The organism is Dermacoccus sp. 147Ba (assembly GCF_004151355.1).
GTDB classification, from domain to species: Bacteria; Actinomycetota; Actinomycetes; order Actinomycetales; family Dermatophilaceae; genus Dermacoccus; species Dermacoccus abyssi.
In genome coordinates this window covers 1-13,385 of the sequence record NZ_SEHL01000014.1, presented here as the reverse complement: position 1 = coordinate 13,385, position 13,385 = coordinate 1, and the positions used below count along the sequence as shown (strand labels likewise).

6 protein-coding genes and 1 pseudogene are annotated in these 13,385 nt (G+C 64.2%); 6 read left to right on the top strand and 1 reads right to left on the bottom strand.

Annotated features, from left to right (window positions below):
• Positions 1–2: 2 nt before the first annotated feature.
• The 3 genes from EVU97_RS13900 to EVU97_RS13890 are packed head-to-tail and all read left to right on the top strand — an operon-like array spanning position 3 to position 7,639.
• Positions 3–1,865 (top strand): non-ribosomal peptide synthetase, encoded by a 1,863-nt coding sequence (locus EVU97_RS13900; RefSeq protein ID WP_047312951.1) that lies wholly within the window; start codon positions 3–5, stop codon positions 1,863–1,865.
• Entirely contained in the window at positions 1,795–6,237 is a 4,443-nt protein-coding gene (locus tag EVU97_RS13895; RefSeq protein WP_370448542.1) for an amino acid adenylation domain-containing protein, read from the top strand. Before EVU97_RS13900 ends, EVU97_RS13895 begins: the two co-directional genes overlap by 71 nt.
• On the top strand, positions 6,230–7,639 hold the full coding sequence (locus EVU97_RS13890) for an NAD(P)/FAD-dependent oxidoreductase (RefSeq protein WP_082128955.1): 1,410 nt from the start codon (positions 6,230–6,232) through the stop codon (positions 7,637–7,639). The genes EVU97_RS13895 and EVU97_RS13890 overlap by 8 nt, the downstream gene beginning before the upstream one ends.
• Positions 7,640–7,867: 228 nt before the next feature.
• Here the strand turns inward: EVU97_RS13890 and EVU97_RS13885 are convergent, their stop codons facing one another.
• Positions 7,868–8,554: a response regulator transcription factor gene (locus EVU97_RS13885; protein ID WP_082128956.1), complete on the bottom strand. Its 687-nt coding sequence runs from the start codon at positions 8,552–8,554 to the stop codon at positions 7,868–7,870.
• Positions 8,555–8,902: 348 nt separating this feature from the next.
• Between EVU97_RS13885 and EVU97_RS13880 the strand changes: the two are divergent.
• The 3 genes and pseudogenes from EVU97_RS13880 (at position 8,903) to EVU97_RS13870 (ending at position 12,629) form a co-directional block, all read left to right on the top strand.
• A pseudogene (locus tag EVU97_RS13880) lies at positions 8,903–10,102 on the top strand (IS3 family transposase).
• Positions 10,103–10,434: 332 nt separating this feature from the next.
• A complete protein-coding gene (locus tag EVU97_RS13875) occupies positions 10,435–11,874 on the top strand; it encodes a ParB/RepB/Spo0J family partition protein (protein WP_129666656.1) in 1,440 nt (479 codons plus the stop codon).
• Complete coding sequence (locus tag EVU97_RS13870; RefSeq protein ID WP_129666653.1) at positions 11,871–12,629, top strand: ParA family protein; 759 nt, start codon at positions 11,871–11,873, stop codon at positions 12,627–12,629. Before EVU97_RS13875 ends, EVU97_RS13870 begins: the two co-directional genes overlap by 4 nt.
• Positions 12,630–13,385 lie beyond the last annotated feature (756 nt).

Here is a 13,385-nt window from a genome sequence, read left to right as displayed (position 1 = left end):
GCATGACGACCCCTACGACCGACGCATCCGCGACGGACCTGTTCACGGCGACGGTCCCGAAGGCCTTCGCGAGCACCGTCGCCACCCTCGGCGACCGTGAAGCTCTCAGCAGCGCGGACGTGCGCTGGACCTATGCCGAGCTCGACGTATTGGCCCGCAGGTTCGCGACCGCACTCCAGGCGCGCGGCCTCACCGCGGGGCAACGGGTCGGGGTCCATATGGAACGCCGCCCCGAGCTTTACCCGCTCTTCATCGGCATCCTGCAGGCTGGCCTCACTGTCGTCCCGTTCAACCCAGGTCACCCAGAATCCCACCTCATTGACCTCGTCAGTGTCGCCCGGCCCGATCTCACCGTCACCTCCGGGAAGGACGTGCCCGGGGTCGACGCCGCACAGGTCGTGCGGCTCGAGACCCTTCTCGAGGAAGCCCTGACACCTGCGGATCTATCGACTCCCGGACCGGGCCCCGAAGACCCCGCCTTCATCCTCTTCACCTCGGGGTCCACGGGCCCACCAAAGGGCGTCGAGATCGTGCACCGGGGACTGGCCCGTGTCTGTCGGGGGCTCAGCGGCTACGAACCCGGGCCGGGTGATGTGTTCCTGCAGCTAGCTCAGCCGTCGTTCGCCGCCTCGACCACAGACATCTGGACGTGTCTGTTGCGAGGGGGGCGGCTCGTCGTGCCACCCCCGGAGGCTCCGAGCCTGTCTGAGATGGCACGGATCGCCGAATCGGAGAAGGTCACCGTCCTCAACCTGCCCGTCGGCCTCTTCAACCGACTCGTCGACGGCTACCCCGAGATGGTGGCGAGGGCGCGCTGGATCATCGTCAGCGGTGACTTCCCGTCCAAGGACCACCTCGTCCGCGCCGTCGACCTGACAAAGGGGACTGTGTTCAACGCCTTCGGGTGCACGGAGAACTCCGCACTGACCGCCGTGTACGAGATCACGAAGGAGGACCTGACGAGCGAGGCCGGGGCGATCCCGGTCGGACACCCCATGCCAGGCGTTGTGATGTCGGTTCGAGACGAGAAGCTACGCGAGGTTCCGCCCGGTGAGACAGGCGAGTTGTGTTTGTCCGGTGCCGGCCTCGCACATGGTTACATCGACGATCCGGAACGAACGGCGGCCAGGTTCGTCGACGTCGACGGCGCCCTCGTGCTCCGGACCGGCGACCTCGCTGTCATGCGCGACGACCGGGCCGTTATCCTCGCGGGCCGCACGGACCAGCTGATCAAGGTCCGCGGTTTTCGTGTCGAACCGCGACAGGTAGAGCTCGCCGCCGAGGCCGTTCCCGGCGTCGGCCGCGCCGTCGTCCAAAAGCATCCCGGTGACACCGCAACCGAAGAACTCCACCTGTCGTTCACGGTGCAGGACGCCGACGAGATCCGGAGCCGTCTGATGACGTCACTACGGGAAGCGCTTCCCGACTACATGGTGCCGACGCACCTGCATCCGCTGGAGCAGTTCCCGCTCAACGCCAACGGGAAGGTCGACCGCCAGGCCTTGGCCGAGGGGCTGGCGACCGAGGACACCTCGGAAGTCGCCGGTTCTGCCTCTGTGACGGCACATGCTGAGGGCGACCACGTCGCCACCTCCCCGCAGGGGGCGTCCGTCGACGGCCCGGCCGCTGACGGCGAGAGTCTCGTCGAGATCGTCACCCTGCTCGTCGGTGAGGTCACAGGCATCCGCACGATCGGTGCCGACGACGACCTGCTCGATTTCGGCGTGACGTCACTGCATCTCATCGACCTGGGAGCCCGGTTGGAGGAGTCCGTCCGGGTCCAGCTGTCTCCAGATGACCTCTTTACGGCCGGCACGCCCAGAGGGATTGCCAACCACATCCGTCACGAGCGAGAGGAGAGCTGAAATGACCGCAGACGCCGAACAGCCGGGAACCCTCAGGTGTGCGGTCTCACCGGCGCAGCCCGGCCTATGGTTCGCAACCGTCTATGGCGCGGACCCGACCGCGTACAACCAGCCGTTGGTCCTCGACGTCCCGGAGTTACTGGACCACCACACGCTTGAACAGGCTCTCCGGCAGGTACATTCCGAGCACGAAGCACTCCGCACTACGTTCACCATGGATGACGACGGAACCTTGTTCCGGGTCGTCCACGACGAGCTTTCGCCACTCGTCGACGTCCACTCCTACGAAGGTCCTGCGGACGCGGCGGAAGCATGGGCCACCGACATGGTGGACGAGGTCGCGAACGGTGTCTTCGACCTCGAGACCGGACCGCTCGTGCGGGTTCGACACCTCCGGTTCACCACGGCCCACCGCAGCCGCCTCGTGTTCAACGTGCATCACTCCGTCTTCGACGGCATGTCCTGGCGACCGTTCCTTCGCCGCCTCGAAGCGATCTACGCCCTCCTGGAGGACGGCGACGACATCGACGCCGTCGGAGACGGCGCCACAGCCAGCACTGCATACGAGCGCTGGTCGATGCGGTGGCAGGACGAGCGACAGGCAGTCCTCGGGTACTGGCGAGAGCGCCTCGCCGGAGCCCCTGAACCACCCCGGATCGGGCTGCCATCGACGTCCTGCGAGAGCCCCCGGGACGACGTGCCCATGCTGCACTCACACCACTATGCCGCCTCCGTGGAGCTGTCGGACGAGCTCACCGAGCGCATTCGGGAGTTCTGCCGTGCTCAGCGCGTCACTACGAGCATGTTCTATTCGGCCGTGTTTGCGACGGTCCTCCATCGGCAGACCGGCCGTGAGGACGTGCTCTTCGGCATGCCGGTCACGATGCGTGAACCGGAAGACTCCGACACGATCGGCCACCTCACCAACACCATCACCCTCCGCAGCCGGACCGGGGCGGAGTCGACGGCGGCCGACATCCTGTCCGGAGTCCGGTCGTCCGTCCTCGAGGCCCTGCGGTACCGACACGCGCCACTCGACGCTGTCGTCGGGGCACTCCGCCAGGACACCGACCATGACTCACGTGCAGAGCCCTTTTCGGCCATGATCACCGTCATGCCGGCAGCCTCCCGAGAGCTCGAACTGCCACGATGGGGTGTTGACACATGGGAGTACCGACCCGGTGGCTCCAAGTACGACCTGGCCCTCGTGGTCAACGAAGGGGCCCAGCGAGACACACTCATCACGGAGCACACTTCCGCAGCGACGGGGGCCGACGATCTCACCCGTCGTCTGGCGGATCGTTTGGTCGCCGTGGCGGAACAGATCCTCACGTCACCACAGACGCCGCTCGCCGACCTCGACCGGCCCGAACCAACTCGGGACACTGAGCTCGCGGGACTGTCGCGGCGCAATGACGCACCGGAGATCGGCACGGAGCTGACTGCGGACCTGTTTGTGGCGACGGCGGAGACGTCCGGATCGAGCATCGCCCTTATCACAGAGAACGAGGAGCTCACGTACGCCGAGTTGTCCACACGCGTCGATGCCGCAGCCCGTGGTCTTGCCTCCAGAGGGGTGCGGGACGGCCACCGCGTGGCCCTCCTCCTGCCACCCGGTGCCGACCTCATCGTCGCCGTGCTGGGGACCCTCCGCGCGGGCGGAGCCTACGTCACCCTCGATCCGACCCAACCCGCCGAGCGAACCCGATCGACCTTGGAGGACAGCGACCCCGACCTCGTCGTCGCGAGCGGCCCGGCGGCTGTCCCCGACGATCGGGACGTCCTGCAGCTCTCCGACGTCGAGACGACGGACGAGGACGTCGAACTGGCCGGACGCAAGAAGCCCTCGGACACCGCTTATGTCGTGTTCACCTCGGGTTCGACGGGGCGTCCCAAGGGGGTCCAGATCACCGAGGCCACCCTTTCCAACCTCGTTCACGCGCAGAACGAACTCTCAGGAGGACGTCGCCTGCGGACTCTGCAGTACATGAACCCCGCGTTCGACGTCTTCGCCGAGGAAGTTTTCGGGACGTTGTGCACCTCCGCAGCTCTCGTCATCCCGCCGGCGTCGGCCAGGACAGATTTCGCAGAACTCGCCGACCTGCTCGAGCGTCACCGGGTGGAGAGAATTTTCCTCCCCTACGTCGCCTTGAGGGAGCTTGCCGCCGTGTTGGCCCATGGAGGTCCTGCCCTGCCCGACTTACGTGAGGTCTACACAACCGGGGAACGCCTCGTCATCACGGATGATCTCCGTGCGATGTTTCGGCAGCGTCCGGACGCTCGACTTGCGAACGTCTACGGACCGTCGGAGGCACACCTCTGCACGGGAGAGTGGCTCAGCGCCGACGTCGACGTCTGGCCGACCTTCCCCCCAATCGGTCGTGTGGTGCGGGGGGTCGATGCCCGAGTCCTGGACGGTGACCGCCCGGTTCCCGTCGGGGTCCAAGGCGAGCTCTGCATCGCGGGCCCCGTCGTCTCTCCCGGCTACATCGGACGGCCCGAACAGAACGCGCGCAGTTTCGTGAACGACCCGCTGGTCGACAGACAGCGGATGTACCGGACGGGTGACGTCGTCGTCCTCACCCCCGACGGTCGCATCCACTGTCTGGGCCGTGCTGACGACCAGGTCAAGATCCGCGGGTTCCGTGTTGAGCCTGCCGAGGTCGAGGCCATCATCGAACGGACGCTCGACGTCGACAAGGCCGCGGTGGTCGCCGTCCCCGCGGGGTCGGACCGGACGTTGCACGGCTTCGTAACCGCGTCGAGGGACCTTCCTACGGATTGGCGGTCACGCCTCACCGCGACGACACCGACCTACCTCGTCCCTCAACGTCTGACAAGGGTCGATGACATCCCGGTGACCGCGAGTGGCAAGACCGACCGGGCGGCCCTCGCAGCGCGTATCGGCGCCGATCCGACTGATGGGGATCCACATGGAGACCTACCAGCCCCCGACAGGATGAACGACCGCCAGGCCGAGATCGCCCGACTGTGGGCCGGGCTGCTCGGGGCGGCACCGACCTCGATCGACGACGACTTCTTCGCCCTCGGCGGTTATTCGCTCCTGGCGGCGAGACTACATCGCGCCGTCCAGCAGCGGTTCGGCGACGAGATCACCCTGTCACAACTCATGAGCACCCCAACCGTGCGGGGAATGGCGGAGCGTCTCCAAGGAGGCGGGATAGATGCCCTAGACCTCGCGGGGGACGCCACCCTACCCGCCGGGTTCGAGGTCGCACCGCGGCGCACCGGGTCAGGTGATCTCGTCTTTCTGACCGGGGCGACCGGGTTCCTCGGAGTACATCTGCTCGACGAACTGGTCCGGGCGGGACGACATGTGGGGTGCCTCGTGAGGGCTGCCGATGAGTCCGAAGGCCGCGAACGGTTGCGGAGCGCCTGCCTCGACTACGCCCTGGATCCGGGACTTGCTGATTCCGTGCGTATCCTCCCGGGAAACCTGTGCGACGACATCGGTCTCCGACCCCAGGATGTCTGCGAAGTCTTCCACGCCGCCGCCCACATCAACTTCGTCGCACCCTACGCTTCGGTGCGTGGCACGAACGTCGACGGGGTGCTGAAACTGCTGGAGTTCTGCGCTGCGGACAGGGTGCCGATGCGGCTCATGTCCACGGTGGGAGTCTTCCCCCCGGACTCGACCCCCCCGGTCGTGAACGAGTTGACCGTTCCGGGCGACCCGGCGTCGCTGGGCATCGGCTACTCCCAGAGCAAGTGGGTGGCGGATCATCTTGCCTCTGCTGCCCGCGATGCGGGTCTTCCGGTGACGATCCATCGCATCGGCCGAATCGGTGGGCACAGTCGAAGCGGCGCGTGTCGACCAGACGACTTCCTCTGGCTGCACCTGAAGGCCATGACGGAGGTCGGTTCCTTCCCGCGGGACCTTGCCGACAAGCCGCCTTCGGACCTCCTCCCGGCGGACTATGTCGCACGAGCGGTGCGGTTGTTGTCCGAGAAGGACGGCGACGGATCGTGTTCGACGTGGCACCTGCACAACGCACGCCCTCTGCCCTGGGACGAGGCCGTCCACGCCGTCCGTTCCCAGGGGTACGACCTCACCGCCGTCGATCCAGACGACTGGTTAACAGCGGTCGAGAGGGTTGCGACGGACGACGGAGCCAACACCAATGCAGAGTTGGCCTCCCTGGTGCCCATGATGCGCGAAGGCGTGATGCGCCTCGGGAACCAACGGTTCGACAACACCCGAACCCAGGAGGCGCTGTCTGCTCTCGGACACCCCATCCCGTCAGCCGACTCGGCCTGGCTCCACCGGATGTTCGCCTACTTCGCCGCTCGTGGAGCGGTAACCCCACCCACCCCTACCCCTCAAAACGGCAAGGAGCGACGTCATGTGTGATCGGTCGGACTCGGTACTAATCGTCGGTGCCGGTCCAGTGGGCTGCGCCCTCGCCCTCAATCTTCGACGTCTCGGCGTGTCGGTCTCCATCGTAGAGCGCAGAACCGAGCTCTCGCAGACTGGTTCAGGGCTCTCCTTTAATCTGACCCTGACGGAAAGAGGGATGCGCGGTCTGCCTGATTCGGTCCGACGACGCCTGTACTTGCGGGGCGCTGTCCTGAACAAGCGAATCATCCACCACCGGGACGGGGGGATCTCGACGCAGCCCTATGGGACGTCGGTCGAACATCACCTCCTGTCCATCCCCCGATCTCGTCTGCAGGACCTGTTGCAGGAGGAGGCGACGAATGCAGGGGCCTACATTCGATACGGCACGGCCTGCGTCGACGTGGACTCGCAACGTCCTGCCGTCCTCGTCGAAAGTGCCGATGGTGAGCGTGAGTGGCTCACCGCCGACCTGATCGTCGGTTGTGACGGTGCGGAAAGCGCTGTCAGAACTGCGATCGCGAGGGCCCATCCGACTGAGGTGGTAGTCGACACCGCGCACATTCCTCACGGACACGCCGAGATCACGATGGACTTCTCTGGCGCGGACCCGAGCGGGATGCATCTGTGGCCTCGGGGAGACCACTTCCTGCAGGCCCAACCCAACTGCGACGGTACGTTCACCACGAGCCTGTTCAAGCCACTCGACGACAGTCGCAGCTGGTTCGAGGGCCTGGCGGAGCCGGAAGAAGTCGCCGACTACTGCTCGAACGAATTCGGCGACGTCGCCGGCTGCATGGCGCACGTCGAGACTGAATTGACGCAGCGAACTCCCGGACAGCTGCGCCTTGTCAGGATGAATCCCTACCACCACGGTCGAACAATCCTCGTGGGCGACGCCGCCCACACGGTCGTTCCCTTCCTAGGTCAGGGAATCAACTGCAGTTTCGAGGATGTCGCTGCGGTGACACGGCTTGTCGAACAGGCAGCACTTTCGGGAGGGTTAGCCCGGTCAGCTCCAACGTTGACGCAAGAATACAGCGCCGAGAGGACCAGCCCAGGCCACGCGCTGGCTGACCTTTCCATGCGCAATCTTCAGGAGTTGTCCAGCGACGTCGACGATCCCGGGTTCCACGCACGCAAAGATCTTGAGCGCCGCATCCACGAACAACACCCGGAATTGTTCAATCCGCTGTACCAAACAGTGGCCTTCTCCTCGACCCCTTACGATGTCGCGCAGCGCGCCCATGCCGAACTGAGCGAGATGTTGGACGAGGTCTGCAACAATTATGACATCGCCCGCGAATCGGACTGCATCATCGCGGAGTTCGTCCGTCGCTGCACCGACGCCGGTGTCGGAAACAGCCACGCCCGGGTGTCCAGCTGCGATTCGAGGACATCGGCGGCTACCGGCTGACTGCGCTCGTCACCAATACGACCATGAGTCAGAGGCTGACCTGGAAGGGTCGCCGTCCTTGCCTCACCTTGGCAGCAAACTCGGCCCCATCACTGGATCGCCCGTGGAAGACGACGACCGCCGACAGCGGCATCTCGGCCACTGTCGTACTCACCTGCAAAGATCGACCCCGCTCACATGGCAACAGCGCCGACTACGTCGACATCCTCACCCGATGAAATTCTGGGCTTAGTGTGAGAACCCACCGTTGAACCGGAATCCCACACCGCGAACTGTCAGGATCAAGTCCGGTGAACCTATTTTCTTCCGCAGGCTGCTGACGTGTGTGTCGATGGTGCGACTGGCGAGGGGGGTGAGATCTGCGGCATCGTCCGGGTAGTCCCACACTCGCTGCATCAGCTCCCCCCGCGTGAAGACCAGGTCCGGTTCGGAGGCGAGAAGAAATAGCAGGTCGAACTCTTTCGGTGTCGTCTCCACGAGTTCATCGCCCATGCGCACCTCCCGGAGCGCCTGGATCAGGGTCAGTTCCCCCACGATCAGGATCGGTGACGACCGCTTCTGCGTTCTGCGCAACAGTGCCTGGACACGGGACGCTAACTCCCGAGCACGGTATGGCTTGTCCATACAGTCGTCGCATCCTGCCTCCAAGGCGAGGACGCGACTAAGTTCGGCGGGCTGAGTGAAGCCGATGAGGGGAATAGTGCTCGACCGGCGGATCTCGCGGCAGAGGGTCAATCCGTCGAATTCCTGAAGGTCGGTGTCGACCAACACGACGTCGACGCTCGACAGCTGTGCACCGAGATTCGTCACGGTGTCGGAACAGGAAGCCGAATAACCGAATCTGGACAGACCGGCGATGATGTCGTCGACACCGTCACAGTCCGCCACAAGCAACAAGTGCGGGCTTTCCGCCATCACAATACGCTCACACCTCCACGGCCACCGCGGCCCACATCCGGCAACACGGGTGGGGTGGCCCCTTGTCGTACCAGAATCGTAGTGCCCTCGATCGTCTGGCGGAGCCGTGGGAGTGCTCAGACAGCTGACAACTCGCCTGGGGAGGCCCAGGTAGCTGACACGGATCAACCTGAGCGATGGCTCAAGCGAAAGGTCCCGACTGGGAAGTGCTCGCACGGATGAGCTCACCACTGGAATGGGAAGCCAGCTGGGACTGCTGCACGGATAGGTGACACCGTGACCTGACCTATGGCTCGGTTTCCAGTTGACGTCGCTAGCCGACGGTCTTCATGGAAGGCTCAGCACATGCCCAGTCCGTACCCTCCGGAGTTCCGCGCTCGTGCGATCGCTCTGGTCCGCGAAGGCCGTCAGGTCAAGCAGACCGCGCACGATCTCGGTATCCACGAGGTCACCCTCCACACCTGGCTTCGCCAGGACGACATCGACCACGGCCGCCGGCCTGGACTCAGCAGTCGTGAGTCCGCCGAGCTCCGCACGGCACGCGGCCGCGTACGGCAGCTTGAACAGGAGATCGCGATCCTCCGCCGTGCCGCGACGTGGCTTGATGAAGAGGAAGGAGTGGACCCAAAAGGGCGCACCGGTGATCGACCGACTCGTCGACGTCGGAGCCCCGGTCCACACCTGCTGCCGCCTGCTGGGCGTCTCCCGGCAGGGCTACTACCGCTACCGGAAGCGTCCCACCAGTGCCACCGAGCTCCGCCGCCGCTGGCTGACCGGCTTGATCCGCGAGATCCACATCGCCTCTCGCGGCACCTACGGCTACCGTCGGATCCACGCCGAGTTCACCATTGGCATGAACATTCCCTGCTCGAGCCGCCTCGTCTCAGTGCTGATGACCCGCGCGGAGATCGGAGGACTCCCTGGGCCGGTGCGTATCAAGCGCCTCAAGGGAGTCGCCACGGCAGATGACCTGGTGAACCGGAAGTTCCATCGCCTGGCTCTGAACGAACTGTGGGTCACTGACATTACCGAGCATCCCACTCGAGAGGGCAAGGTCTACTGCGCCGCGGTCCTGGATGCCTGCAGTCGCAAGATCATCGGCTGGGCCATCGACTCTAAGCAGGACTCCACCCTGGTGGTGAACGCCCTGGACATGGTCATCCGAGCACGCCAACCGGCCCCCGGAGGGGTCGTGCATGCAGACCATGGAGTGCAGTTCACCTCGTGGGTCTTCACCCAGAAGATCCGCTCCGCGGGCCTGTTGCCCTCGTTCGGCACCGTCGGCGATGGCCTCGACAATGCGATGATGGAATCGTTCTGGTCGAGCATGCAGATCGAACTGCTCAACCGGAAGAAGTGGAAGACCCGGGTCGAGCTCGCGAACGCGATCTTCGAGTACATCGAGGTGTTCCGGTGTTCTACAACCGTCGCCGCCGGCACTCCTCCCTCGAGTACGCGACACCCCACGACTACGACCTCGCCCGCACCCCGCGGACACTCACCACTACCGGAAGCAAGCGACCAAGAGTGGAAACCAAACCATAGGTCAGGTCACGGTGTCACCCGTTCGTGCAGCAGTCCCGCTCGATAGACTGCTAGGTCACCTTCGACAACAGGGTAATAGAGTTTCCATGCCCAACGACGACAGATGAGTCCCCGCTCTTGGGCAGTGAGCGATGAATGGCCGGATGCCTGAAAACTTACCCCCCAGGGGGTCTGGCGGAGTCGATGCCTGGCCAGTTCACTTCCCGCCCCCTCCAGCTTGAACCTGAGTCAACTTAACTCAGCCAAAACGAGGTCCTGCGCGTGTCGCCCTTGATGCGCTGCTGGCCGCATGTAAACGTTTACATATCGGCGATTTTGAAGGGGAGGGTCTCGTGGCCACCAAGAAGGCAAAGTCGGGGATGGGCGGGCTTCAGCTCAAGCCTCGCCAGGCCGGGGAGAGCACGCACAGCGACTCACCGCTGGTCTCCGCCGTCCGTGGGGGAACTGAGCAGCGCGTACGGCGCTTGCGTCTCGACGAGATCGCGAACAACCCTGAGAACCCCGTTGCGCGTAGCGAGGATGTCCTCGACGAGCTCGCCAACTCATTGAAGCAGGTCGGTCAGCTTCAGCCGGGCCTCGTCGTCAGCGCTAGCGAGTATGTCGCCGCCCACCCGGAACACGCCGCGGCCATCGGTGGCAAGAAATGGGTACTCCTCGCAGGCCACCGCCGTAAGGCGGCAGCTGAGATCGCTGGTCTTCAGGAAATCGAGGTCCTTGAGCGCACGAGTGACCGCATGGACGAGACGCTCATTCATGAGAATCTCCATCGTCGCGCGCTGACGCCGATCGAAGAGGCTTCGAGTTTCCAGCGTGTCATGGAGCGCAGCAACTTAAGTCAACGCCAGATGGCGGAGCACGCTGGCGTCTCACAGACCTACCTCGCACGTCGCATGCTGCTGCTCAAACTGCCCGAGGTACTCCAGGCCGCGATCGACCACGGACTCGTCGCGACATCCGTCGGCGTCAGCCTCGTCCGCGACGAAAACGAAGATACCCTCAATGCCCTAGCCACTCGCATTGAAAAGGACGACGCCGATCTTTCTCACGACTGGGTGTTGCCGGCAGCCCTCCGCGAGGCCCGCGCCGAGGTGCGCGAAAAGAATGCTGTCGAAGAGGCCTCAAAGAAGGCAGCCGACGAAGGCGTCACGATGATCGCTAATCCCGCTGAAGCCTTCGGCCAGAACCGCATCTACGAGCACCAGCTCACGACCGACGAAGAGATCGAAGAGGCGCGCTTTCGCGGCGACCTCGCGTACGTCCCAGCAACAGCTGTTCACGCCGACGCGCCGGTGGCGGTCCGCACCTCGAAGGCCGAAGGCGACGCTCCCACGAACAAGGAGACCCAGGACGAGATCGCGTGGCAGAAGAAGAACGCCGCCACGGCCAGACGCGCCTTCATCTTAAAGATGGTCGAACGCAAGCCGTCGACGAGGGAAATCGTCGAAATCCTAGCCCTGGCGATGCTCAGCGGCTCCCATCTCGGCGCCCAGGTGACGAGCTCGGCGCGCAAGATCGCGCAGAACGTCGGACTAAAGCCGGAGGCCGATAAGGACCGGGAGTGGCGCATGCAGTTGCTCAAGGAGAAGCCGAAGAAACGTGAGCACCTGGCGTGGATCACTGCCATCACCGCGCTGGAAAAGCCGATGCGCAACCCGACAGGTCCGTGGACTGAAGCGATGGTCGAGTTCATGGACTACCTCGTGGATCACGGTTACGAGATGTCGGATTGGGAGAAGTCCGAGATGACTAAGGCGAAGAAGGAGCAGGCGTGAAGACCATCGCAGTAGCCAACGCCGCAGGGTCGGCCGGCAAGACGACATCCGTCGTCACGCTCGCCGCGCTGCTCGCGCCGACCAAGCGCGTCGTCGTCATAGACCTCGACGGCCAAGCCAACAGCACACAGTGGCTCGGAATCAACCCGAGCACACTTAAGCACACCGTCGGCGAGGTCCTGCTCGGACGCTGCACGCCGAATGAGGCCCTCATGGAGACGAACACCGAGAACGTCCGACTCCTGCCGTCGGCGTCATCGGTGAACGCCGATATCGTAAATCTTCGTGACGAGGTTGGGCGCGAGATGCGTCTCAAGAGTGCCCTGCGCAAGATCGATGCTGACATCGTCCTGCTTGATTGCCCGGGGACGATCGGCCTCGTGACGATCGTCGCGATGGTTGCAGCTGACGTTGTTGTTACCGTGACACAGCCGACCCGCAAGGAACTTGAGGGCATCAGTGAACTGGAAGCGACGATCGAGTCGGTTGCTTCCAGTTATGACTCAGACCTCAAGCTGGGCGGCATTATCCCGTGCATCGTGCCACCACCGTCAGCTGGTCGCTTGTACGTCGACGGCATGGAGCTCGTGCGTGAGAGCTACGGCAAACTCGTGTCACCCTCCATTCGTCGAGCCGTCGCAGCCGCTGGCGCTTACGCCCACAGCGAACCCCTACCGGATTTCGCGCCATCTGAGGGAATCACAGAGGACTACCGAAAGGTCCTTGCACACCTCCAGGCGCTGGGGGTGCTCTAACGTGAGCGGAGCACGCCAGCGGATGACGTTCTATGTCTCCCCGGAGATTGCCGCTCGTGTGCGTGGAGCGGTAGTCGGTCTACGCCAGCAGAATGTGAAAGTCTCTCTTGCTGATGTTGCTGATGCTGCTCTAGACCACTATGTGGCCCAGCTGGAAAGGGAGCACAACCATGGTGCTTCTTGGCCTGATCCGGGCCCGCTCCACGGTGGCCGCCCGACAAAGGCCCACCCGGTTGAGGGTTGAGTTAACTTGACTCATCCTTCTTCCAGGGGTTCGTGCCTTGCATGAGTCGGGTGGTTTCACGCCTGTGACGCTGCCAGGTGGCCGCGTAGGTCATTCTCAGGGGCTTTGGTAGGGACCTCCACCAGAGAGCACGTTCCATCTGGCGAATCCGGTAAGCATCCTCACCGAGGGAGCTTTGCCATGCAATACGGCGCTGTTCTAAGTCGATGCCTCGTCGCAAGTCTCGTCGCGTGAGTTCTCGTTTCAACTCGTACTGTTCGTGAGCGCTCAGCCTCTGGAACCGCTCCGAGAGGCGGGCAAGACGCGCTGCTCGCTCTCTGTGGGAGAGCCCCTGCCACCAGCATTGTGCGCGAGTGTGGGTCGCTGCCAAGGCGCGGCGACGCTGGTGGGCCCAGGAGGATGTTGAGGAGCGGAAGCTCAGTCGCTCTAGGGCTACAGCCTCGCGGAGCGCTGTGTAGTCGTCACGCGTTGGGGGCAGGCTGTCGAGTCGGGTCCAGCCGCCGTCGGCGTCG